Raw genomic sequence first — 23,669 nt, 5'->3', positions numbered from 1 at the left:
TCTCAGGGTTTTCTGTCGTATCCCCGTTGTGTGTTGAGCGTGTTCAGAACTGTGGCTGCAGCCTTGCTGATCTGTGTTCCGGGGGGGAAGATGGCGGCTGCTCCGGCCTTGTACAGGGCGTCAAAGTCTTGTGGCGGTATAACGCCGCCGACAAGGATCAGGATATCGCCGCGGCCGAGCTTCTCCAGTTCATGCTTCAGGGCGGGTACAAGTGTCAGGTGACCAGCGGCAAGAGATGAGACGCCAATCATGTGGACATCGTTTTCCACGGCTTGCCGGGCAGTTTCTGAAGGCATCTGGAACAAGGGACCAATATCAACATCAAATCCCAGGTCGGCAAAGGCCGTGGCAATAACCTTCTGACCCCGGTCGTGACCATCCTGCCCCATTTTGGCAATCAGAATACGCGGTCGGCGGCCATCAAGGGCTGCAAAGTGTTCGACCTGTTGCCGGACCTGCTCAAAGACTGTGTCCATCCCGCTGATCTCCCGGGAATAGATGCCGGAAACAACGCGTGCGCTGCCTTGGTACCGACCGTACACTTTTTCCAGAGCTGCCGATATCTCGCCCACGGTGGCTTTGGCGTGGACAGCCTCGATTGACAAGGCCAGAAGATTGCCGCTTTTGTCTTCTGCTGCCCTGGTCAGGGCTTGCAGCTTTTGCTCTACTTCAGTGGTATTACGCTCACGCTTCAAGACAGACAGGCGTTCCAGCTGACAGGCCCGTACGGCGGCGTTGTCAATTTTCAGAACCTCGGTTGTTTCGTCATCAAGAGGACGGAAGCGGTTGATGCCGATAACGGGCTGCATGCCGGAGTCAATGCGAGCCTGGGTCCGGGCTGCGGCTTCTTCAATACGCATCTTGGGCAGGCCCGTTGCAATGGCTTTTGCCATGCCGCCTTCGCGTTCAATTTCTTCTATGTGTTCCTGTGCACGTCGGGCTAGGTCGTATGTCAGGCGTTCCAGGTAGAAGCTGCCCCCCCATGGGTCGATGGTTCGGGTTATTCCGGTTTCCTGTTGCAGGAACAGCTGAGTGTTGCGTGCAATGCGGGCCGAGTTTTCTGTTGGCAAAGCCAGGGCTTCGTCAAAGGCATTTGTGTGCAGGGATTGTATTTGTCCATGTGTTGCGGCCAAGGCCTCTATGCATGTGCGCACGATATTGTTGCTGACATCGCGGGCCGTCAGTGACCAGCCGGACGTCTGACAGTGCGCGCGCAGGATGCGTGATCTGTCCAAGCGGGGATTGAACGGTTCCAGCAAGGAAGACCATAGCATGCGTGCCGCCCGCAGTTTGGCTATTTCCATGGCAAAGTTCATGCCTGTTGCCCAGAAGAAGGACAGGCGCGGGGCAAATTGATCAATATCCAGCCCTGCCGCCAGCCCTGTGCGGACATATTCGATGCCATTGGCCAGTGTGTAGGCCAGTTCCAGGTCTGCTGTTGCCCCAGCCTCGTGCATATGGTAGCCCGATACGGATATCGCGTTGAACTTCGGCATATGCTCTGCAGTATAGGCCAGGACATCGGAGACAATCCGCATCGATGGCTCGGGCGGGTAAATATAGGTGTTACGGACCAGGAACTCCTTCAGGATGTCGTTCTGGATGGTTCCGGACAAGTGCTGGGGGTGTACGCCCTGTTCCTCTGCGGCAACGATGTACAGTGCCATAATCGGCAGGACCGCACCGTTCATGGTCATGGAGACACTGACCTTGTCCAGCGGGATCCCGGAGAACAGGATGCGCATATCCAGCACACTGTCGATCGCGACGCCGGCCATTCCGACATCCCCGCCCGCGCGTGGATGATCACTGTCATATCCGCGGTGTGTCGGCAGGTCAAAGGCCACGGAAAGCCCCCTTTGTCCTGCAGCCAGATTACGGCGGTAGAAAGCGTTTGATTCTTCTGCTGTCGAGAATCCTGCGTACTGACGGATTGTCCAGGGTTGCTGGACATACATGGTCAGATAGGGGCCGCGTATAAAGGGTGGCAAGCCTGGAAGGCTGTCGATGCACGGCAGTCCTTCTGTATCGTGGGCCGTGTACAGGGGTTTTACGGGTATGCCTTCTGCTGTCTTCCATACCGCTTCATCGGGGTGGCAGCCTGCCTCGCGCGTGAAATGTTCAGCCCATGTTTCGATATCGCCGTTTTGTGCATGTTCGGACAGGGACCCATTGTCATAAAGGGGAAGGGTGCTGAAATCAGGAATGGATGACATGGGGCCATGCTCCCGCGCGGTGCAGGCAGGCCCGCAGAAAGTCCGGAGTGTGGCTTGTCCGGGACAGAACGGTATCTGCACCGGGCCAGTCCACATGTGTTTCTGTTACGGCGGTGATGTGCCTGATCCCGGTTCGGCGTAGGCGTTCACACAGGGAGGGCCATAGATCCGGGCTTGTGCACAGGCATACATCAAGCCCGGGATGCGCTTCAAGGCGGCTTGTCATGGCATCAACGGACTCAGGTCTCCCGCATTCCACAACATCCAGGCCGCCCGATAACAAGACATGACGGGCAAACGTCATGGCATCAGAACATCCATCCGTATACGCCAGAAAAATAGCGGGTCTTTTATTGGTACGGGCTGCGTGGTCCGATGCATCCTGCAGACTTTCAAACTCCTCAGCCACGCGACGGCATGGCAGCGGGGCAAGGCTTGTCGGTTGGTGGTTGCCGGCAATCCACGCCGTAAGCCCCGACAGACGTGCTGTCTCCGCGGCGTGGAAGAATGCATCCATACCGTTGGCCTGTACTGTTTCGGGTACAGTGCGCAGACGCGCGGCCACACCCTTGCGCAGGGCATAATGATTAATGCTTTGCTCGGGCATGGACAGCCTGTCAGGAGAAGGAAACCGGTTGACGCCAGTGATCAGGTCAGCATGACAGCCAACAGCCTTGGTCCGTGATTCCCATGCGGCATCCAGCATCTGTTGCAGAGAGCCATCAAGGAGGCTTGGCAGAATACCCCCGTGTCTTTCCAGCTCCTGGAAGTGCGTCCACGCTGTTTCTGCTACCTGTTGTGTCAGCGTTTCCAGAAACCAGGATCCGCCGGCAGGATCAAGAACACGTCCGATGCCACTTTCATCGCGCAGGATATGCTGGATGTTGCGCGCAATCCGCCGTACATCACGGGATGGAAATCGGCTTGCAGCGTCAGGGGGTAGTGTTGTGATGCTACCGGCCCCCCCCAGGACAGCAGCCATCCCGGCAAGGGTTGCGCGCAAGATATTGGTCCACGGATCACGGTGGCACAAAATGCGGCTTGCTGTGGTGGCCCGAAGGCGCATGCTTGTTGCTGGCCCCGAAGCACCGCAGGCTGATGCAACTCGGGCCCAGGCCATGCGTGCTGCCCTCAGTTTGGCGATGCCCGCAAACAGGTCTGTTCCGGTTGTCAGAACAAAGCAAATGCGGGAGCATGCCTCTTCTGCCTCAAGCCCGGCAGCCATCATGGCGCGTAAATAAAGAAGTGCTGTAGACAAGGTGCAGGCGATTTCCTGGCAATCGGTTGCTCCAGCGTCAGACCAGATGGTCCCATCTGCGGCGGCTACCCCGACATAGGGAAAATGCTGCACGGTTCTGCGCGTGAAGATGCCCAAGTCTTTCAGAGCCTGCTCATGCCCCTGTATCAGAAGACCGGTTCTGGCCAGTGTTCCGACCGGGTCGATATTAAAGGAGCCGCTGCATTCATGCGTTGCCAAGCCTCGCTTGCGCCAGACGGCCTGCAGAAAGGCAGCTCCCGCCCATGCACCATTCCCCATTTGCAGGTTAACAGGAACAGCCTCCAGAAGAATACCAGCCAGAGCTGTATCCAGATCGTCTGCAGTGAACATCAAAATCCCATCGCAGGGTGTTGTGTCGTCAGCGGATACATGCTGCGTGTCTGTTCCGTGCTGGGCCGTGGCATCACATTTCAGCAAGACGGATGTGACGCCATTCTCCAGATCCTCAAGAAGCTCCTGGTTTGTAACCTGAAGGTCAGGATGCTTGAACTCCTGCTGGATATCCCAGCCATGAACAACAGCCCCGGAGGCAGCTCCCCCGCGTATGAAGGGAGCAAGTCCCGGGGGGGCAATGTCGGCAACATCTGTATTGTGCCTGCCATAAAGCGGCTTGATAGCAAAGCCGTCGTGCAGGCGGGAGGAGAGAACCTTTTCCGCATCTTCTTGAGCCAAGGCACGGGCTACCATCTGATACCACAGTGCGGAATCCAGGGTAACAGGGCCAGATCCGGCGTCTGTTGTGGCTTCTGCGTCCATGGTTCTTTCCGTCTCTTTCTTGGTGCTGTTTCGCAGGTTCCCGACTCTATATTCATAATACGATACCGTTGCGTCAAAACGATATATTCTGTTAACCCATCGCCTGTTTATCGAATCAAGGTTAGATCCGGATCATGTTGATTGCTTTTAAGCAGTCGCTTCCACCGTGTGATACATTTGTCCCGGTGCTATGGGGCGGTTATGAAATTCTTTTCTCTTGTTGCCTTGATTCTTTTTTGTTTGCTCTTTCCAGCTTCTGCCCTTGGCCTGTTGACTGATGGTAGGTCCATCAGCGTTGGTTTCGTTTACCCCGGTAGTTGGTATGTTTGGATGGTCATTCCAGCATGATCAGGGGCGGCGTGCTGTTGAAGAGTATTTTGATGACAGGGTTATAACATCTTATGTTGAAAGCATTCCTCCCGGTACAGATGTATAGCATGGCCTTATCTCTGTTTGCCCGTTAGGACTACGATGTTGCCTTTGTCGCATCCTTTGATTTTATGGACCCTACACTTGTTATAGTAGCACGCTTCCTCCGTGCCCGGTTCGAGAATGCAATGGAGTACTTTTCGGCACCCAATGAGGCAGTCTGCGATATCCGGTTTCATGAAGGGTGAGCCATTCTGAGGACGTTTGCCGCTCATGTGACACGCTCAAACCTTATTGGTATAGGGGTGGTTACTATATACATCGTGTTCGGGTCGTTCTGGATGGAACGTGGGAGCTTGGTATTTTTCTCGAGGGCGTTCAGTCCAACATGATCAGGATTGCACTGTTCAGTGTAGCAGTTGGCCCTGCGGCTCGTAGAGATACATATGTGATACAGGATGACCTTCAGTGCGGAACGTTTTTCCGTTTTGTGGCCCTGTCCGGAATCAATCCGGAGCCTTGCTTATCAAGGATGGGGAGTGTCTGACAGAAGCTCGCATCAGCGATCATGAACTGGTTTGTTGAGTGTGCACAAGGTTATTTGGGGCATTGGATGGCTGTTTGGTGGTGCTGGGTCGCCTGTGTCATGTTTGGTTTTGGTGAAGGGTGGGGTTGCCGTAGCGTGCTGTGCCTGATAAGTCACTTTGCACCACTATTCGTACCCCCCCCGCTTGCAGGAGAAGAGAATTCATGCCGCGTCGCACCGCCGTATTGAGGACAGATGCCGTACGTCCGTCACTCAAACGTGATACCTTGGTAGAAGTCGCCGAGAGACTCTTCGATCGCTACGGGTTTCACGGTACCGGCGTTGACAGGCTGGTTCAGGAGTCCGGGGTTGCAAGAATGACTTTCTACAAACATTTTCCGACCAAGAATTCCTTGGTTCGGGCTGTGTTGGAGCGCCGTGACGAGCGATTCCGCAGCTTTCTGGAGAGACATGTCGTCGAACGTTCTGATCCGGCTCAGCCTGAAGTTCTGGCAATCTTCGATGCCCTGGCAGACTGGCTCGGTAATGAAGGGGCGCAGGGGAACCTTTTGCTGCGCGCAGTTGGAGAGTTTTCCGGGCATGACGTCAGTATAGCCGGTGATGCTGTGTTTCGCTGCCGTTGGGCGGGTCCATGGTTTGCAGAACGGTTGGGTGAGCAGGGTGTTGGTCAGGCAGACGCGCGGGGGTGGGATCTTGCTCTTCTTTTGGAGGGGGCGGTGGCCCTTGCGCCGGTTGTTGGTGGGCGGGATGCAGCGGGGCAGGCCAAGCATGCGGCAGCGGCCCTTCTGTTTTCTTGGACCCGGAGTGCTGAGATATAAGGGGTGGAGTACGGATGTATGTCTGCCTGTAAGGAAAGGGTAGCCTCGCATGGTTGACGTACTGGATAAAATACCGGCCGCTGAAGCGTTTGCGCGCGTCTTCGAGGGGTTGCCGCGGCAGGGGCCGGGTCTGGACTGTTTTGCGCAATCATTGGCGCTTCGTCTGGGAAAAAGTTTGCCCCACAGTCCCAGAATTGCAGACATGGGATGTGGGAATGGCCGCAGTTCTCTTGTTTTGGCCAAGTCATTGGGTGCCCATGTTATTGCTGTTGACCTGCACCGTCCTTTTCTCGAAGAACTGGAACGATCCGCTGCTGTGGCGGGATTATCGGAAAATATTGATGTTCAGGCCGTTGATATGGTGGGGTCCGGCTTGGAAGAGCAGTCTCTTGATGTTGTCTGGTCCGAAGGGGCAGCCTATGTAATTGGTCTTGAAAACGCCTTGGATTCCTGGTGGTCGCTGTTGAAGCCCGGTGGTTTCTTGGTGTTGTCGGACTGGATGTGGTTAACCGCCCGTCCCCCCCATGATGCCGAGCAGTTCTGGAAGGCAGCGTATCCCGATATGCAAACCGTCTCGTCTGCAATGGTTCTGGGAATGGGAGCCGGGTATTCATTTGTCCATGCCGAGATTTTGCCCGAAGAGGGATGGTGGCTGGATTATTATGGTCCCTTGGAAAAGCGGGTAGAAGATCTGGAGGCTGACGCCTGTACAGATCAAACTCTGTCTGCTGTTATCGCGGGTGTTCGTGATGAGATTGCAACGCGGCGTCGCTTTGCCGGGAGCTATGGATGCGTCTACATGATCCTTCGTCGTCCTGTTACCGGTTCCTGATCATTCTTGTTCCTTATGATGCAATTGCGGTTTGGCATCGAAAGTAAAAAGGTTGCTTGACGCAGGCTGTAAGACGGACTACAAAGCCGTCCTCCGATAATGGCGGGTGTAGCTCAGTTGGTTAGAGCACCTGGTTGTGGTCCAGGGGGTCGCCGGTTCGAGTCCGGTCACTCGCCCCATTGAAAAAGCCTCTTCGTTATGAAGAGGCTTTTTTATTCTACCGGAGTAGGTGCTACTGTGTCGGATACAGCACGGTGACCTGATCAGGCATGTGGTTGCCCTCCTGTATTTCCTTCCCCGTTCCCCGAAGGCTGGGGCTGTCCTGCCGTTCCTTGGCCATAGGAGACCTCGAATAGCTCAACAGGATCCGGAACACCCTTGAGCTCTTGCGCCCCGCGAGAGCTGATCAGGAGATCAACGCTATCAGGAATAAGGGCCTTGGTTGACTCTCCCAGCCATATCTGACCGACACCCGCGCATGCACATACCCTGGCGGCAATTTGTACCGTTGCGCCAAAGTAGTCATTCTCTTCGACAATCGGATCACCACTGTTCATCCCGATGCGCAACTTCAGAGCAAGACGTGGCCATCTGGCAGTGTGTTCAGCGGCTTTTTCCTGGATGTTGATCGCGGCCTGAACTGCATCCAGTGCACCATCAAACGTGGCCATAATGCCGTCACCGGTATGCTTGACCTCTTTGCCCCTGTGCATGAGCAACGCATTGCGCACAATGGTATTGTGTGCACGGATGATGTCCTGCGCTGCCGCATCACCCAGTTCTTGGGTCATGCTTGTTGAATTAGCCATGTCAGTAAACAGGATGGTAACGCCGGAGGTGCTGAGTTGTTGGGTCTGCGGTGTGTTCCACTGCTTCATCACACCGCCCAGTGCGTGCAGGGGGTCTGAGTCACCGGACAGATGGGCACGCATGGCGCTGATTCCCGCTGCAATCATGGTGCGATAGCGCACTTCCTGCCGATAGGTATCAAGGCGCTGGATCATCTGCCGGGCTTGTTCCGGCTTGGTGCCGATAATCTCCAGAGCCTGCTTGCTCAGTTCTTCTTGTTCTTTTTTGCTCAGAGACTGGGATTGAGCCAAGTGCTCGCACGCGCCGCACAGGTAAAGATTAAGGCCAAAGCGGTTGTAGGCATCCAGATTGGGATAGGATGTTTTGATGGACTCAATAATAGAGCCCAAGAACTTCATGGATTCCAGGCGTGCCTTGTCAAATGTGGGGGATGGAGCCTGTGGTTCTCCCGCTGTATCAGCCTTTGCAGGTGGCCGTTCCGGAGATGCGGTATCTGTCTTCCCGGTCTGTGTAGCCTGTTTGTCCTCTGTTTTCTTCTTTTTCTTCTTCTGTGGGTTTTTTTTGGGATCGCTTGCCTTCAGGGCTGGCCATTCGGCCTCGTCCTCTGGCAGAAGAGCCTCCAGTATATCGCCCTTGTTCGTGTTGGACCCTTCTATTTTCTCGGGACGTGAGTCGGGTGCCCTGTCAACGCGTTCAGCCAAGGCTTCTGTTGCGCTGCGTGATGAGCCGCGTGGAACGGCTTTCCGGGTGGGGGAGATCTTCTTGTCCCCGCTGTTGTCACCACCAAGAGCATCCAGCGGTACGTAGGTCATAATCAGCGGAACTGCGCCCAGCAGGAACACGCCAACAAAAACCCCGAACAGAACAATAGACTGTGTGCCGTGTTCGACGGGAAGACCGCTTTGGGCGATTTGTTTCATGACCAAAGAGGTGATCCCAGTTGCAACGATGGCAATCAGGCCGGACAGAAGCAGCACCATCGAAAGGCGAAAAATGAAATCCCCTGTTTTGTTGGCGGGTTTTCCAAATTGTGGGCTGCTGCTCCGCGTACCAGTGGAGGGTGTAGACTGACCCCCATGGGAATGACGGACCGGCGCAATACCGGACTTCATCATGGATCCCGATGTTTCCGGTCTTGGTTTGACGCGGCCCGAATATATGATGTTCTCTTCCGTGGTGTTGTTCTCAGGGTAGTAGACTTCCTTGACAACCCGGACTGGAATATTCCGCAGCCGCTCAACTTCCTTTGCCTCTTCCATGGCGTCTTCGCGGTCACGGCCGGGATAGCGGGCGTGCAAAGTCCAGTTGCCTCGCCCGTCTTGCGTGTAAATCTCATAGTTTGTTACAGCGGCCATCTATCGCGTCTACTTGTCTGTTTTGGCAAAGTATTGAGGGGGTAGCTAGCTGAATTCTACCTGATCACAAGAGGAGAGCCAAACCGGAACTCCAGAAGAACTTGTGCCCAACGAGGAGCGGCTGTCTGCCGAATTACGGCAGCATGCCGAATATATGCCTCTTGGGAAAAGGGAAAACGCCCGCAAAAGCGGACGTTTTCCAAGCTGTCAGTAAAAGAGGCAATTTGCCTTCTTTCTTCATGTCAGCTCTTGAGGCCGAAGCCGGCGAAGCGCTTGTTAAACTTCGCGATCTGCCCGCCACTGTCAACAAGACGGTGCACACCAGTCCAAGCCGGGTGAGACTTCGGGTCGATGTCAAGACGAAGGGAATCAGCCTTCAGGGTCGAACGTGTCTTGAACTCGGAACCATCCGTCATGATGACGGTGATCTCTTTATATTCAGGATGGATGTCCTTTTTCATGACCCTTGCTCTCCAAAAAACGAGGCGACTGTATACCGCCATTGTTCCGGGCATGCAAGCCTATAATCCACAGAATATGTCACCGGCAGATCAATACGTTCTATCTTTGGTCAAGTTTTATTTCTATGCGCCGGTTCCGTGCACGTGCCTGTGGTGTTTGCCCTGCATCCAGAGGTTGGTATTCTCCAAAGCCGGCAGCGGCAAGGCGATGGGGATCAATGCCTTGGGATATAAGGAAATTGACCACTGATATGGCCCTTGCTGATGACAATTCCCAGTTCGAGCGGAATTGGGCTGTGTTGATCGGAACGCTGTCTGTATGGCCGTCAATACGCAGGATCCAGTTGATTTCCGGTGGGATTGTCCGGGCAATATCGATCAGCGTTGTGGCCAAGCGCTGCAACTTGTCTTGGCCACTATCCTCCAGATCAGCCGATGCCGAGGCAAACAGGACCTCTGACTGGAAGACAAAGCGATCTCCCTCTATCCGAACGTCAGAGCGGTCCCCTAATACCTCACGCAGGCGGCCAAAGAATTCAGAGCGGTATTTTTGCAGTTCTTGAACACGTGTTGCCAGTGCCCTGTTCAATTGGCGGCCGAGATCCGAGATCTGAACCTGCTGTTCACGATTGATCTTTTCTGTGGCTTCCAGGGCTTGTGACAGTTTGGCTATTTCAGCGTTCAATGTATCAAGCTGCTGTTGCAGCAGGGCTGCCTGTGTTCGGGCCTGTTCGGCCAGACGTGTCTGTTCTGTTAATTGGCCGCTGTTGTCTGCCAGTTGCCTGTCCTTTTCCGCAATTTCCTGCTCCAGCTTTTTATGAAGAGCCTCCAAGGCTTCAATATCAGCTGTCAGCTGGGCTGTGAGCGAGCTGTGACCCTGGTTGCGATCTTCCAGCTCACGGGCACGGCTTGAAACCGTTCCCAGCTCGGCGGTCAGCGTTGCAATACGGGCCCGCATTTGCGCGCCAGCCTGTTGTTCCAGCTTCAATGCCTCAGCCAGATTGGAAATCTGGGCTGTCAGGCTGTTCACTTCCTCTTCCTTGCCTGACAGGCTGCGCCCCAGGAAAAATTGGGCCAGAACAAAAACCAGCAGGACAAACATCAAGATAATGACAAGATTGCCCAAGGCATCAACAAAGCCGGGCCAGATATCAATGGTGCGCTGGCGGGATCGACGTGTCATCAGCAGGCTGTCCAGTCAGGGGTGCTATGGGCGGGCTTCGTCAGTAAGATTGGCAATGGTCCTTGCCAACAGCTTGATCTCATTCCTTATTTCCCGCACGGCCTCTTCCCGTCCTCGTGCGCCTTCATCGGCGATACGGCCCAAGGTTATATCAATATTGCGCAGGTAGGTGCGCCCATGGTCATCCTGGCTTCCGGGCGTTTTTTCCATGGTTTCTGCCAGGGACCGTATTAGGCCCTTCATATCCACCTGGCTTTCGGCCATTTTCAGCAAGACTTGTTGTTCAGCCCGCATTTGGTCTGTCAGTGTCAGAAGGCGCTCGACCAGTTCCCGCTGGAAAGTCAGGGCCGATGTTCGGCCTTCCTCGCCGCGGGCAATCGTTCTTTGTAGCTCGTCTATACTCTCGGCTGTCTGTTCAAGCAGGGCCTGGATATAAGCTGGGACTGACTGTTCGCCTTCGCTGCCAATAACGCCGGAGGTCAGGCGGGTTATCTGCGACAGCCATTCTTCCAGATCATTATAAAAGGCGTTCTGGGCTTGCCCGGCCTGCAGGTCCATAAACCCAAGAATCAGCGAACCTGCCAGTCCGAACAGGGATGACGAGAATGCGGTTCCCATACCTTGCAGGGGTTGTTCCAGGCCCGATTTCAAGGCTGAAAACACAATGCTTGTATCGCTCTGGCTTGCGATTTCCAGCGACCCGATCACATCGGAGATCGCGCCAACCGTTTGCAACAGACCCCAGAACGTGCCCAGAAGTCCAAGAAAGATGCATACCCCGATGAAGTAGCGGGACAGGTCGCGGGCTTCATCCATGCGTGATGCTATGCCATCAAGCAGAGACCGCATTGCCGGTGCCGAAAGGGTGAAGCGGCCGCGTCCCTTGTGTTCATGGAGCATGGTCGCCATGGGTGAAAGCAGACGCGGTCCCCGTGATACAGCTTCACTGGATACGGCAGTCTCATCGCGCCGGAACCGTTCGATCCACTCCAGTTCCGGTCCCAGCGTTGTGACTTCACGCAGGTTCATGATAATACCCGCGAAAATAACCCCGATAATCAGGCCGTTCAGAACAGGGCTGGCCATAAAGAAAGGTAGCACGGCGGGCGTGAGAACAGCTCCAACACCGGCTACAACAGCAAGAAAGATACTCATGCGGACCAGGAAACGGCGGGGACGGGTCATGCGCATGCCAAGGGGCCTCATATTCAGCAATAGTCCAACACTTGTATGCATGATACCTATGATCCGGCCAGAAGTATATCAACCCTGTCTTCTCTTCCGTCCGCCACTTGCCCGCCAAGGGCGCGTACGCCGATCCGGTTTGACGGAATGCCTTTTTCCAGCAGATACGAGCGTATGGCCAAGGCTCTTGCCAGCGATGTCCGGCGTGCACGCGATGGGTTGTGCGGGTCTTTTCTGGCATAGGCCATCAGACGCGCACTGGTTTTCTTTTGTTTCTGCATGTCACGAGCCAGCGTATCCAGATGTGTTTTTGCTGCCTCGGGCAGGGTAATTTCATCGGGTTCGAAGGCAAGGGACAGGGCTGCAGGTGCAAAGGCAAAGGGATCCGTTCCCGGTTCTGTGACCTTTACGGATGGTTCTTTGCTGGTTTTAAGAGATACAGGCGATACATCCCCTTTTTCTGCGCGAGCCGGAGGTGTGATTGCCTGTAATGATACGGGCAGGGATGGTGTTACCGTGTGGTGACTCTTTTCTGTTGCCGGAGCTTTCTCTCCTCCCGCTTTTTTTTCTGCCAAGGGCTGTTCTGGCTGCGTGGGCAGCTTGTCATGAACAGGGGGAGGGACGTGAAGCCTGCTCGGCAGGCTTCGGCGCACCTTTCTTACCGGCCCTGTAGCAAGTGATGATGTGTCAGAAATGGCATGCGGTGGGCCAAGGGCATCAAGAGCCTTGAGGTCCACAAAAACAGCGGGTCGGGAGGATGCGTCCGTGGCCCCTGCGTGAGCTGATAACGATAGCAGCATGGGCAGGCTTGCGGCCAAGGATAGTCTGAGCAAGGGCAGGGGTGAGAAGGTGATTGCACGCTTCACGAGGCAGTCTCCCGGCGGTTGCCAAAGAAGAAACGGCAAGCTGACAGCAGAATTGTCAGGCAGCTTGTCGCTTCTTTCCCAGAGACTATATCACCTGTTCCGTGTGCCGCAATCAGGTTACAACCCAAGCAGGTTCCGTGAACGTGGCGGAATTACGATTTATCTGATCCGGTGGAGCCAGGTTCCCTCAGCAGGGTAAGGAGGCCATGGTGCAGAGGTTCGTTGGATGCCAGAAGATTACCCGATGCAACCGGATCGGCAGTGGTGTCCAGCGAGCTGACATATCCGCCGGCTTCCCGTACCATCAGAACGCCTGCGGCGACATCCCAGGGAGACAGGTGCGATTCCCAGAATCCATCAAAACGTCCGGCAGCGACCCATGCCAGATCCAGGGATGCGGATCCCATGCGTCGTACTCCGGCCACCGTATTCATGATCCGCTGTAGCTGACGCACAAAGAGGGGGTGCTCTCCACGTCCTTTGTGGGGAATTCCGGTGCCAAGGACTGCTTCATCCGCTTTCCGGCGACCGGACACGCGCAGGCGTCTGTCGTTGAAAAATGCGCCACCACCTTTTTCAGCAGTGAAGAGTTCATTGGTGATGGGGTTGTAGGTTACGCCTGCCACAATTTCCCCCGCACGCTCCAAGGCAATAGAAACGGCAAAATGCGGGATACCGTGCAGGAAATTGGTTGTTCCATCCAGTGGGTCGATGATCCAGCGGTGTTCGGTGTCATGGCCTTCGACAACACCGCCTTCTTCCAACAAAAAGCCGAAGCCGGGCCGGGCCTTTGACAGTTCTGCACGCAAAATCTTCTCGGCCTTGAGGTCTGCGGCTGATACGAAGTCACCCACGCCCTTGATCGAGACCTGAAGTTGCTCAAGTTCGCCAAAGTCGCGCACCAGCTTTCGTCCGGCTTTTTCAGCCGCCATAACCATGACATTGAGTACAGGAGAGCGAAGAGCCATTGCCTGAAAGGTTCCCTCAAAAAAGTCAGGCGGGTATGCTGCGCAGCAACAAAAACCCGCCACAAAGCCTTGCTGCCCCGGAATGCTATGTACTGTAACCGGCCCGGGGTGTTTCTGGAACTTATCCCTTGTAGCGTTCCACGTAGGAGCATTCCTCGGTGTTGACAACCACCTTGGTGCCCGCCTCGATATGCGGTGGGATCATAATCCGCATCCCGTTTTCCAGCATGCCTGGCTTGTAGGAGGAAGAGGCTGTCTGCCCCTTGACGACGGGCTCACACTCCACAACGGCCAGAACGACCGAGTTGGGAAGCTTCACGGATACGGGCTTGCCCTCGATCAGATCGACGACGACATCCATGCCATCCTGCAGAAAGCCGCCCTTTTCACCAACCAGATCGGATTGAAGCGGAAACTGGTCGAACGTTTCCTTGTCCATGAAGTTGTAGCCGGATTCATCCTGGAACAGATATGTGCAGTCAATCTGCCGGACATCCAGCTTTTCCACGGTATCAGCCGTGCGCCAGCGTGCGTTGGACTTGTTTCCGGTATCGACATCCCGGATTTCCACGGTGATGAAGGCGCCGCCCTTTCCTGGCTGCACAATCTGGGTCTTCAGGACGCTCCAGCTGCGGCCTTCGTGTTCGATGACCATGCCGGGGCGAATCAGGTTGGCGTTAATCTTCATGTGTAAACTTCTGAAAGCTGTTTCAAGGAGAATTGGTCATAGATCGCAGCGGGCTTCCTATCAGATCGTGGCGCCTCTGGCAACAGAGCTGGCATTGTTTCTTCAATTGCTATATCAGGTGCGCTTATGACGCAGGATAAGAACAGATCATCGCTTCCACGCTGGTGGGACGCCGATTCGTTGGCGCGCCGGCTTCCTTTTCTGCGGGCTCGCCAGAATGTTATGGCCAATATCCGTACCTTTTTTGCGGCCCGGGACTTTCTGGAGGTGGAAACGCCGGCCCTGCAGTGTTCGCCGGGTCTGGAACCGCATTTGAAGGCCTTTCGTACGGTTCTTGAGGATCCGGATGGTAGGGAGCGGACATTCTATCTGCATACAAGCCCCGAATTTGCCATGAAAAAGCTTCTGGCAGGGGGCCTTCCGCGCCTGTTTCAGATTGCCCGTGTTTTCCGTAATGGTGAGCGGTCTGATACCCATCATCCAGAGTTTACAATGCTGGAGTGGTATCGGGCGCAGGCCAGCTACACGGATCTGATGGTTGATGTCGAGGAGCTTTTTACGGCTGTGGGCATCCTTCAACCGGTTTCCCGGCTGACTGTGCAAGATGCTTTCCTCCGTTATGCCGGTATCGATCTGCTGTCGACAGTATCAGATCCGTCTGATCCCGCTCCGCCACCGGATCGTTTGCGCGCAGAAGCATCCCGCATCGGGGTGTATACCGGGGCTGGTGATCGCTGGGACGATGTATTCTTTCACATCTTTCTGGACCGTATAGAGCCTTCTCTGGGCTGTGATGGCCCCGTCATCCTGTACGATTGGCCCGCATCGATGGCGGCGTTGTCGCGGCGTTCAGCGGTTGATCCCAGGGTGTGTGAGCGTTTCGAGGTTTATCTGAACGGGGTAGAGCTGGCCAATGCATTTGGCGAATTAACCGATGCTGCGGAGCAGCGCCGCCGTTTCGAGCATGATATGGGGCTGAAACAGCGCTTGTATGGCGTGCGCTACCCGATTGATGAAGCCTTTATGGATGCGGTGTCCTGTTTGCCGGAATGTGCGGGTATTGCCTTGGGGGTAGACCGGCTGGTGATGGCGGTGGCCGGGGCCAGCCGCATCACCGATGTGCTATGGTCCGAGGTTGACTGATCTACCCTTTCAGGGGGTCATAGCTTGGTTCAGCTTCCTGATCGCGTCCGCAGGTCCCTCCGGCCAGTCCCATACGCCACTGCATACGGCCAGAAAATCAGCGCCGGCTTCAACCAGTGGGCGGGCATTGTCCGGTGTTATGCCTCCGATGGCCACGCAGGGCGGGGTCATGGTTTCTTGCCACCAGCGCAGTAATGAGACGTCGGCCATGGCTGGTGGTTCTTTGGTCTGCGTCGGATAGAAAGCTCCGAAGGCGATATAATCAGCTCCATCTTCAGCCGCCAGCATGGCCAGGTGACGACTGTCGTGGCAGGTGACGCCGACGATCCGGTCAGAGCCCATAATCCGACGTGCCTCTGTGCATCTGCTGTCATCCTGTCCGACGTGGACACCGTCACAACCGCTTTGGTTGGCCAGGTCCGGTCGGTCGTTGAGGATAAAGGCAACATCGTGCTGCTGTGCAACAGGCATGAGCTGCTCAATCGCCCGTAAAACGGTCGCATCATCCGCCGTTTTCATGCGCAGTTGCAGCGCCGCAACATCGCCTGCGCCCAAGGCTGATTCGAGTTGTTCGGCAAAGCGCGGCACATCGTGCAGGTTTGGTGGCGTGACAAGGTAAAGGCGGCATGCGTGTGAAAAGGCGACCATTATGGTTCCTGCAGGAGGTTGAGGGGCCGGCGCGGGCCGGTGCAAAGTGCCCCCTTGATAGCGTCACGATCTCCCCGGAGCAATGCTTTGCATGCATAATCTACATCTGTACACAGTCCCAGATCCAGGCGTTCCGGATAATCCAGGGCCAATCGCTGACCCAATTGCCCGGCCACGCCCCCAAGGGTTCGGATTGCTGTTGCGTGCAGGCTGTGCACAGCTACGGCAGGGATTCCGTCGCGCAGGGCTGTGAGTGCCATCCCGGCTGCATCACCGCAGTCCAGCACTAGGGTCCACCGATCCGGGGGGGTCCCGGTTGTTTCGGTCAGGCAGAGAAGCCAGAGCCATCGAGGCCCCTGCCAGCGGACGGCATCGGGCGGACTCCAGAATTCCAGGGGGCAGGCGTTGTCCATGGCGCGATACGCGTGCAGGGCTGCGCGGATGTGGTCGCGTCCGTGGATGATCATGCGCAAGGGGGCGGGGGATGACAGGGTGGGTCTCCGGACAAGCTGGACACGGCAGGAGGCAAGAATGTTGACCGGTGCCCGGGTGGTGCCTATTCTGTGCCGCCGTATGCACAGCGGCTGTGCAGTGTATTGAAACCCAATGAGGATGTCTATGTCGAGCCGGATTGAACAGGCCCTCGGCCGTCTTGATGATGCGGTGGCCGCCCTTGAGCAGGCCGGCCTGAAGGCTGCCGGAGCGTGCGACAGCAGCGAGGTTGCGCGCCTGAGCGCTGATCTGGAGGCTGTGCGTGCCGATTATGAGGCGTTACAGCTGACCAGCCAGCAGGCATCCGGGCGCATAGACGCCGCTATCAGCCGTTTACGCGCTGTACTGGAGGTATAGGCCCATGGCCAAGGTTACGCTGACGATCAACAGCCGTCATTACACCGTTGGGTGCGAAGACGGGCAGGAGGCAGAGGTCGAACTGCTTGGCCGTGATATTGATCGTCGTGCCCGGGCGCTGGCCAATGAGGCCGGTGCGGTTTCTGACGAGCTGGTCATGGTTCTTGTATCCTTGCTCTTGGCTGATGAAGCCCGCGAAGCCACCAAGGCGCGGGATGCTCTTGTCCGAAGTTTTGAGGAGGCTGTTGAAGCCCGTGACAAGGCGCAGGAGATGTCCGAGCATATCGCGCTGGAGGCGGATCAGGAAATCCGGCGGGTTGTGGATGTCCGTGATCGCCTGGAGGCGGACCGTGACGCCGCTTTGTCGGCGCATAAGGCATTGGAAGCCAGTTTCTGTGCGATGCAGCAAGAGAGAGACGCCTTGCGGGCACAGCTTGAGGAAGCGCGTCAGGCCCTTGAATCAGCCCGTCTGCACCTTGAGCAAAGGCGCGATGAGCAGTCTACCCTGCGTTTGAGCGAGGAGAATTTTGTCAGTGCGATCGAGCACATGGCAAAACGTGTGGAAACAGTTGCGCAAACGCTTTTGGTCTCCTAGACTAAGGATGTGCGAAGCTGCCCGGTTCGTCAGGTTGCACTACTCCCGGGGGCTATAATCTTAGAAAGGGGCCTGTCCCTGTTGTGGCTGTGGCTGCAGTATCATGGGTCCCACTTTGTGCTCGCGGCCTTAGTGGAGGTTGCGCTTTGCCAACGGCCCAAGGTGGCTTCGCCTCTTGATTGCGTTTTATTCGGGCCCGTGCGTCTGTGCGGGTCCGTCTTTATATGTACGATGTTTCTGATCGTGCCTTTCTGGCCTCCAGCGTGGATTATGGGTGCGTGAGCCATTGTTCCGAGGACAAGAGCCTGTTGCGTCGCGCTCTGTTGCAGCGGCGTGATGATTTTGTGGCGTCCGGAGCAGCCTTGGCTGCTGGATCGGCCTTGACGGGCTTTGTTGCGCGCCTTCTCCTTGAGTACCCTGCCGGCCGTATTGTTGCGGCTTATGTCCCTATGAGGGGCGAGCCGGACCCCATTGCGGGTGTTGCTGCTGCGGGTCGAGCCTTGGCGCTGCCGGTTGTGTGTGGTCGTGACCAGCCTCTAGTATTCCGGCGATGGCAACCTGGTGATCCTCTGGAAGAAGGCATCTGGGGAACCCGTCATCCCCCGTCATCCTGCCCGTCTGTTGTTCCGGACCTGGTTCTGGTCCCGGCTGTCGGGTTTACGGGATCCGGTGCGCGTCTTGGGTATGGTGGGGGGTTCTATGACCGGACGCTGCCTGCGCTGCATGCCCCCGGTTCCCGGGCGCCTGCTTTTGCTGTGGCGTGGGAGTGTCAAAGGGTTGATGTTCTGCCAACTGAGTCACACGACATTCCCCTGGATGGTTGGGTAACAGAGGCAGGCTTTTGCCGGCTCACCACGTCCGGGACAACCAGACAATTATAAGCAGAAGAAACGAGAGAGGTTCTAGCGTATGCGTTTGATGTATCTGGGGGATGTTGTCGGACGGGCCGGGCGCGAAAAGGCTTGCCAGGTCATTCCGGATTTGCGCAGGAGTCTCGGGCTGGATTTTGTCGCCGTGTGTGCTGAGAATGCCGCTCATGGCTTTGGTCTGACAGCGAGTATTGCCCAGGACTTTTTTGCCAGCGGTGTTGATGCCCTGACCTTGGGCAACCATGCCTGGGACCAGCGGGAGATGATCGCCTATATTGACCGGGAACCCCGGATCCTGCGCCCGATCAATTATCCTGTCGGGACCCCGGGGCGTGGGGCCATGCTTTATACAACGGCGTCGGGGCGAAGGGTTCTGGTTGTCCAGTGCATGGGGCGCCTCTTTATGGATCCGCTGGATGATCCTTTTGCGGCTGTTAATGCAGAGCTGGAGCGGTTCCGTCTGGGGGGCGGTGTTGATGCCGTGATTGTGGACATTCACGCCGAAGCAACCAGTGAAAAGATGGCTCTTGGGCATTTCTGTGACGGACGTTCTTCCTTGGTCGCGGGGACGCACTCCCATATTCCGACCGCCGATGCCCAGATTCTCCCGGGTGGTACAGCCTACATCACGGATCTGGGCATGTGCGGGGATTATGACTCTGTCATCGGTATGAAAAAAGACGTGTCCGTATCTCGCTTTGTGCGCAAGATGCCGGCCGACAAGCTTTCCCCCGCGACAGGGGACGCAACTGTGTGTGGCGTTGTCATTCAGACAGATGATCGTACAGGCTTGGCTGTGTTTGTGCATCCAATCCGGATCGGTGGGCGGTTGCAGTCAGCCATGCCTGTTTTTGACAGGGAAACACTCTGAAAACGGTGTTCTGGCCCTTGTCTTTCAGGGGGTAGTCCTGCCATAGTGCGCCGTTCGTGCCAACAGGCAGCATGACAGCTGTCCGGGTAGAGCCGGGGTTTTGGCGGGGTCGCCGTACAAATCCCGAGTTTCTGTTTCAGTTCCAGGATATCAAGATACCATGGCCGGTCATTCCAAATTCAAGAACATCATGCATCGCAAGGGTGCACAGGACGCCAAGCGCGCCAAGCTGTTTACCAAGCTGGCCAAGGAAATTTATGTGGCCGCCAGAACCGGCGGGCCGGAGCCGGAAGGCAACCCGCGCCTTCGCGCTGCGATTATGGATGCCCGCAAGAACTCCCTGCCCAAGGACAACATAGAACGTGCTCTGAAAAAGGCCCAGTCCGGTGCGGACGGGGAGGATTATGAAGAGGTACGCTATGAAGGCATGGGGCCGGGCAATGTTGCTGTTATCGTTGAGGCATTGACAGATAACCGGAACCGTACCGCTTCTGATGTGCGGGCTGTTTTTTCCAAGCATGGCGGGACGTTGACCCCGGTACAGTTCAACTTTGAGCGTGTTGGCTATATTGTCTATTCATTGTCGGTGGGGTCGCCGGATGATGTGTTGGAAGCTGCCGTTGAGGCGGGTGCCGACGATGTGGTTTCGTCTGAAGAGGAGCATGAGATCTTTTGTGCCCCTGATAGTTTGGGAGCGGTTCGCGCTGCCCTTGAGCCGGTTCTGGGAGAGCCGGAAGCCGCCCGACTGGACTGGAAAGCCCTGAATACGGTCTCGTTGGATGAAGACGGTGCACGCAGCTTGCTGAAGTTTCTGGATATTCTGGAAGATAATGATGATGTGCAGCGGGTTTTCTCCAACGAAGAGATTCCCGATGCGGTCATGGCGTGTCTTGATTGATACCATGTGGTGCCCGGGGGTGGTGCGATGACAATCCGGATATTGGGCCTTGATCCCGGGCTGCGTCACACCGGTTGGGGTGTGATCGAAGTTGCCGGGAACCGTATGCGTGTGCTTGCTGATGGCACCGTTCATACCGATGCCTCCCGGTCACTTGCCGAGCGCCTTGCCTGCCTGTTCGAAGGGCTGTCGGACGTTGTCGATCAGTGGACCCCGGATGAGTCTGCTGTCGAAGAGACCTTTGTTAACCGGAATCCTCATTCAACCCTGAAACTGGGGCAAGCGCGCGGGGTATCCCTTCTGGTTCCGGCGCGTCGGGGTGTTCCTGTGGCGGAATACCAGCCATCCCAGATCAAGAAGGCTGTTGTGGGAACGGGTGCTGCAGGAAAGGAACAGGTGCAGATGATGGTGCGGACGCTGTTGCCTGGCTGTAGCATCAGTACAGCAGATGCGGCTGATGCACTGGCTGTTGCTGTGTGTCATGCTCACTTCCGGTCCTCGTCGATGGCATTGGCGGCGCTGGCAGGAGGGAAACGCTGATGATTGCAAAGCTGCGGGGTGTGGTTGACAGCACCGGTGATGACTGGGTTGTCATTGATGTGGGTGGGGTTGGCTATCTTGTCTTTGCTTCCACCCGTACCTTGTCACGCGTTTCAGTAGGGGAAGCCGTTGCCCTGATCGTGGAAACCCATGTCCGGGAAGATCATATCCACTTGTACGGCTTTTCAGCCGAAGCGGAGCGCGCTTTCTTTCGCCTTCTTCTGACAGTTCAAGGAGTTGGGGCCAAGGTTGCCCTGGCGATCCTGTCCGTTGGATCACCTGATGATATCGCACGTGCAATTGCGGCGGCGGATCGGGGTATGCTAACCCGCGCCACGGGGGTGGGTCCCAAGCTGGCCGGCCGTATTGTTGCAGAGTTGAAGGACAAAGTTGTGGCCTTTCCTGCTCATGCTGGCGGGGTTGGCGCAGAGAGTGTGTCCCGGATTGGTCCTGTGTCTGTGGCTCCTGTTGCAGGTGCTTGTGACGTGTCTGGTGATGCGGTATCAGCCTTGGTCAATCTGGGTTATGGCCGTGCTGATGCGTTTGCTGCCGTTTCTGTCAGTGCCCGTGACCTGGGTGAGAATGCGACTGTACAGGGGCTGTTGTCGGCCTCGCTGCGTTATCTGGGCCGGGGGCTTCAGGCATGAAAGGCAATGCGGAGGATCCGCGCCTGATTTCCGGTGCTTTGCAGGAGGGGGATGGAGAACTTCACATCCGTCCCCAGACCTTGGGTGAGTTTATCGGTCAGCGCTTGGCGTGCGAAAATCTCTCGGTCTTTGTCAAAGCAGCCCGCGCACGTGGTGATGCCCTGGATCATGTGTTGCTGCATGGCCCGCCGGGGCTGGGCAAGACAACCTTGGCCCAGATTGTATCCCGCGAACTGGGCGTTGGTTTCCGGGCCACGTCCGGTCCGATGATTGCCCGTGCCGGTGATCTTGCGGCCTTGCTGACCAACCTTGAAAAGAACGATGTTCTTTTTATTGATGAAATTCATCGCCTCAATCCGGCCATAGAAGAAGTTCTGTATTCTGCTATGGAGGATTTTCAGCTTGACCTGATTATTGGCGAGGGGCCTTCGGCGCGTAGTGTGCGGATTGATCTTCAGCCGTTTACCCTTGTCGGGGCCACGACCCGTTCCGGTCTTCTTACAACGCCTCTCAGGGATCGTTTCGGGATACCCGTGCGCCTGAATTTCTATGAACCGGAGGAACTGGTGGCAATTGTGCGCCGTGGTGCCGGCATTCTGGGGCTGGATCTGACAGAGGATGGTGCGATGGAAGTCGCATGCCGGTCACGTGGCACCCCGCGTGTGGCCGGGCGCCTGCTGCGTCGCGTCCGGGATTTTGCCATGGTATCAGGGCGCACGCCTGTTGATGCCTTTGTCGCCGATGCCGCCTTGGCCCGCCTGGAGGTTGACAAGAAGGGCCTTGATGCCATGGATCTGCGCTATCTGACCTGTGTCGCCCGTAATTATGGAGGTGGTCCTGTCGGGGTGGAAACCCTTGCTGCGGCGATGTCTGAAGAGCGAGATACCCTGGAGGAAGTGATCGAGCCATTCCTGTTGCAGCAAGGCTTGATCCAGCGTACTTCGCGGGGTCGTATCCTCTCGGAAGCCGGGTATGCCCACTTGGGACTGCCTGCCCCTGTGCGGGACTATCAGCAGCTGGATCTTCTGGCCAGCTCATTCCCCGGAGGTGGTGAGGGATGAGCGGGCTTGGTCCCCACGTTCTGCCGGTGCGGGTCTATTATGAAGACACGGATGCTGGCGGTGTTGTCTATTACGCAAATTATTTGAAATTTGCCGAGCGCGCCCGCACGGAGATGATCCGTACGCTGGGTATCGAACAGGAAAGATTGCGGCAGCAGCAGGATATTACGTTTGTTGTTCGGTCGTGCTCGGTTGAGTTCATGCGTCCGGCCCGGTTGGATGACCTGCTGCATGTAGAGACCCGGATACGCTGTATATCAGGCGCCCGCGTTGACATGGAGCAGGCTATCCACCGTGTATCCGATCCGTCCGGATTGACGGATGATGCGCTTCTCGTCACCCTTTCTGTGCGCCTTGCGTGTTTGAACGGATCGGGTCGCCCGGTTCGTTTGCCTGCACGTGTGCATAGAGCCTTTGTTGGCAGCATGGATTCGTCTGTGTCTGTCTTTCCTTAGACACTTTACTTGGTTCGGAACGATCATGGACCCCACTGTCCTGCCTCAAGCCGCTGTGGCCGCTGCCGATCTCTCTCCTCTTGGCCTGTTCTGGCAAGCTGACCTTGTCGTCAAGACGGTCATGCTGGGGCTTGTCCTGGCTTCGATCTGGAGCTGGGCCATCATTTTCGACAAAGCCCTGAAGCTGCGTTATCTCAATACCAAGGTAGACAAGTTCGAGGAGAAGTTTTGGTCAGGTGGATCGCTGGAAGAGCTGTACGAGCGTCTCAGCAACCGTCCTGCCGATCCCATGTCGGCTGTTTTCGTTGCCGCGATGAGGGAGTGGCGTCGCTCATCGGGACGCCCGGGAACCGGGGATACAGGCATTCGTGCTCACTTTGCCCAAAGGGTAGAGCGTGTGATGCACATAACCGTTGCCCGTGAGATGGAAGGGCTGGAGAAACGGATTGGTTTCCTGGCTTCGACCGGGTCGGTGGCGCCCTTTGTTGGCTTGTTTGGAACGGTGTGGGGTATCATGCACTCGTTCCATTCCATCGGTGTCAGCAAGGACACCAGCCTGGCAACTGTCGCACCTGGTATCGCGGAGGCTCTTTTTGCCACAGCGATCGGTCTGGTGGCGGCTATTCCAGCCTTGGTTGCCTATAACAAGATTTCGTCGGATCTCGATCGTTTTGCCCAGCGGCTGGACAACTTTTCCGGTGAATTCGGGGCCATTCTATCCCGTCAGCTTGACGAGCGCGGCTGATAGCAGGAGTACGAT

Annotated in this window: 24 protein-coding genes, 1 tRNA gene and 1 other RNA gene; 15 read left to right on the top strand and 11 right to left on the bottom strand. The window is 56.4% G+C overall.

Annotated elements, in window-relative coordinates:
• Positions 1–2: 2 nt before the first annotated feature.
• Together scpA and HEQ72_RS02570 are read right to left on the bottom strand one after the other, a co-directional pair.
• Positions 3–2,216, bottom strand: coding sequence for a methylmalonyl-CoA mutase (scpA, locus tag HEQ72_RS02575; protein ID WP_168022447.1), 2,214 nt, complete (start codon positions 2,214–2,216; stop codon positions 3–5).
• Entirely contained in the window at positions 2,200–4,251 is a 2,052-nt protein-coding gene (locus HEQ72_RS02570) for a methylmalonyl-CoA mutase family protein (protein WP_168018634.1), read from the bottom strand. Before HEQ72_RS02570 ends, scpA begins: the two co-directional genes overlap by 17 nt.
• Positions 4,252–5,370: 1,119 nt before the next feature.
• Between HEQ72_RS02570 and HEQ72_RS11560 the strand changes: the two genes are divergently transcribed.
• The 3 genes from HEQ72_RS11560 to HEQ72_RS02555 all read left to right on the top strand — a co-directional run bounded on the left by HEQ72_RS11560 (position 5,371) and on the right by HEQ72_RS02555 (position 6,996).
• Positions 5,371–5,985 (top strand): TetR/AcrR family transcriptional regulator, encoded by a 615-nt coding sequence (locus tag HEQ72_RS11560; RefSeq protein ID WP_168018638.1) that lies wholly within the window; start codon positions 5,371–5,373, stop codon positions 5,983–5,985.
• Between the two features lie 49 nt (positions 5,986–6,034).
• Positions 6,035–6,817 (top strand): class I SAM-dependent methyltransferase, encoded by a 783-nt coding sequence (locus HEQ72_RS02560; RefSeq protein ID WP_168018640.1) that lies wholly within the window; start codon positions 6,035–6,037, stop codon positions 6,815–6,817.
• Between the two features lie 102 nt (positions 6,818–6,919).
• Positions 6,920–6,996, top strand: a tRNA-His gene (locus HEQ72_RS02555).
• Positions 6,997–7,080: 84 nt separating this feature from the next.
• Here HEQ72_RS02555 and HEQ72_RS02550 read toward each other — a convergent pair.
• The 7 genes from HEQ72_RS02550 to efp form a co-directional block, all read right to left on the bottom strand.
• On the bottom strand, positions 7,081–8,982 hold the full coding sequence (locus HEQ72_RS02550) for an adenylate/guanylate cyclase domain-containing protein (RefSeq protein WP_168022446.1): 1,902 nt from the start codon (positions 8,980–8,982) through the stop codon (positions 7,081–7,083).
• A gap of 242 nt (positions 8,983–9,224) precedes the next feature.
• Positions 9,225–9,443: a 50S ribosomal protein L31 gene (rpmE, locus tag HEQ72_RS02545; RefSeq protein ID WP_066135237.1), complete on the bottom strand. Its 219-nt coding sequence runs from the start codon at positions 9,441–9,443 to the stop codon at positions 9,225–9,227.
• 100 nt (positions 9,444–9,543) lie between these two features.
• Complete coding sequence (locus tag HEQ72_RS02540; RefSeq protein WP_168018644.1) at positions 9,544–10,626, bottom strand: peptidoglycan -binding protein; 1,083 nt, start codon at positions 10,624–10,626, stop codon at positions 9,544–9,546.
• A 24-nt stretch (positions 10,627–10,650) separates the two neighbouring features.
• Positions 10,651–11,862 (bottom strand): flagellar motor protein MotA, encoded by a 1,212-nt coding sequence (locus HEQ72_RS02535; protein ID WP_245183034.1) that lies wholly within the window; start codon positions 11,860–11,862, stop codon positions 10,651–10,653.
• A 5-nt stretch (positions 11,863–11,867) separates the two neighbouring features.
• On the bottom strand, positions 11,868–12,677 hold the full coding sequence (locus tag HEQ72_RS02530) for an OmpA family protein (RefSeq protein ID WP_168022445.1): 810 nt from the start codon (positions 12,675–12,677) through the stop codon (positions 11,868–11,870).
• A gap of 152 nt (positions 12,678–12,829) precedes the next feature.
• Positions 12,830–13,645 (bottom strand): inositol monophosphatase family protein, encoded by an 816-nt coding sequence (locus tag HEQ72_RS02525; protein WP_168022444.1) that lies wholly within the window; start codon positions 13,643–13,645, stop codon positions 12,830–12,832.
• A 121-nt stretch (positions 13,646–13,766) separates the two neighbouring features.
• Entirely contained in the window at positions 13,767–14,333 is a 567-nt protein-coding gene (efp, locus tag HEQ72_RS02520) for an elongation factor P (RefSeq protein WP_168018650.1), read from the bottom strand.
• A 126-nt stretch (positions 14,334–14,459) separates the two neighbouring features.
• Between efp and epmA the strand changes: the two genes are divergently transcribed.
• Complete coding sequence (epmA, locus tag HEQ72_RS02515) at positions 14,460–15,476, top strand: EF-P lysine aminoacylase EpmA (protein WP_168022443.1); 1,017 nt, start codon at positions 14,460–14,462, stop codon at positions 15,474–15,476.
• A 9-nt stretch (positions 15,477–15,485) separates the two neighbouring features.
• Here epmA and thiE read toward each other — a convergent pair whose 3' ends face one another.
• Both thiE and HEQ72_RS02505 read right to left on the bottom strand, forming a co-directional pair.
• Positions 15,486–16,124: a thiamine phosphate synthase gene (gene thiE / locus HEQ72_RS02510; protein ID WP_168018654.1), complete on the bottom strand. Its 639-nt coding sequence runs from the start codon at positions 16,122–16,124 to the stop codon at positions 15,486–15,488.
• Positions 16,124–16,591, bottom strand: a complete 468-nt coding sequence (locus tag HEQ72_RS02505) for a hypothetical protein (RefSeq protein WP_168018656.1) — start codon at positions 16,589–16,591, stop codon at positions 16,124–16,126. The genes thiE and HEQ72_RS02505 overlap by 1 nt, the downstream gene beginning before the upstream one ends.
• A gap of 151 nt (positions 16,592–16,742) precedes the next feature.
• Between HEQ72_RS02505 and HEQ72_RS02500 the strand changes: the two genes are divergently transcribed.
• The 11 genes from HEQ72_RS02500 (at position 16,743) to tolQ (ending at position 23,654) form a co-directional block, all read left to right on the top strand.
• The gene (locus tag HEQ72_RS02500; RefSeq protein ID WP_168018658.1) at positions 16,743–16,973 is read left to right on the top strand and encodes a hypothetical protein; all 231 of its coding nucleotides are present in this window, start codon (positions 16,743–16,745) and stop codon (positions 16,971–16,973) included.
• Between the two features lie 4 nt (positions 16,974–16,977).
• The gene (zapA, locus tag HEQ72_RS02495) at positions 16,978–17,568 is read left to right on the top strand and encodes a cell division protein ZapA (RefSeq protein ID WP_168018660.1); all 591 of its coding nucleotides are present in this window, start codon (positions 16,978–16,980) and stop codon (positions 17,566–17,568) included.
• Positions 17,569–17,579: 11 nt separating this feature from the next.
• A non-coding RNA gene (ssrS, locus tag HEQ72_RS02490) (6S RNA) lies at positions 17,580–17,741 on the top strand.
• 51 nt (positions 17,742–17,792) lie between these two features.
• Positions 17,793–18,449, top strand: coding sequence for a 5-formyltetrahydrofolate cyclo-ligase (locus tag HEQ72_RS02485; protein WP_168022442.1), 657 nt, complete (start codon positions 17,793–17,795; stop codon positions 18,447–18,449).
• Positions 18,450–18,477: 28 nt separating this feature from the next.
• Positions 18,478–19,308: a YmdB family metallophosphoesterase gene (locus HEQ72_RS02480; RefSeq protein ID WP_168018664.1), complete on the top strand. Its 831-nt coding sequence runs from the start codon at positions 18,478–18,480 to the stop codon at positions 19,306–19,308.
• A gap of 160 nt (positions 19,309–19,468) precedes the next feature.
• Complete coding sequence (locus HEQ72_RS02475; RefSeq protein ID WP_168018666.1) at positions 19,469–20,206, top strand: YebC/PmpR family DNA-binding transcriptional regulator; 738 nt, start codon at positions 19,469–19,471, stop codon at positions 20,204–20,206.
• A 33-nt stretch (positions 20,207–20,239) separates the two neighbouring features.
• Positions 20,240–20,746, top strand: coding sequence for a crossover junction endodeoxyribonuclease RuvC (ruvC, locus tag HEQ72_RS02470; protein WP_168022512.1), 507 nt, complete (start codon positions 20,240–20,242; stop codon positions 20,744–20,746).
• A complete protein-coding gene (gene ruvA, locus HEQ72_RS02465; protein ID WP_168018668.1) occupies positions 20,746–21,393 on the top strand; it encodes a Holliday junction branch migration protein RuvA in 648 nt (215 codons plus the stop codon). The genes ruvC and ruvA overlap by 1 nt, the downstream gene beginning before the upstream one ends.
• Positions 21,390–22,454: a Holliday junction branch migration DNA helicase RuvB gene (gene ruvB / locus HEQ72_RS02460; RefSeq protein ID WP_168018670.1), complete on the top strand. Its 1,065-nt coding sequence runs from the start codon at positions 21,390–21,392 to the stop codon at positions 22,452–22,454. Before ruvA ends, ruvB begins: the two co-directional genes overlap by 4 nt.
• A complete protein-coding gene (gene ybgC / locus HEQ72_RS02455) occupies positions 22,451–22,909 on the top strand; it encodes a tol-pal system-associated acyl-CoA thioesterase (protein WP_168018672.1) in 459 nt (152 codons plus the stop codon). The genes ruvB and ybgC overlap by 4 nt, the downstream gene beginning before the upstream one ends.
• A 25-nt stretch (positions 22,910–22,934) precedes the next feature.
• Entirely contained in the window at positions 22,935–23,654 is a 720-nt protein-coding gene (tolQ, locus tag HEQ72_RS02450) for a protein TolQ (protein WP_168018674.1), read from the top strand.
• Positions 23,655–23,669 lie beyond the last annotated feature (15 nt).

The organism is Haematospirillum sp. 15-248 (assembly GCF_012102665.1).
Classification (GTDB): domain Bacteria; phylum Pseudomonadota; class Alphaproteobacteria; order Rhodospirillales; family Rhodospirillaceae; genus Haematospirillum.
This window is presented reverse-complemented; position numbering and strand designations above follow the sequence as displayed.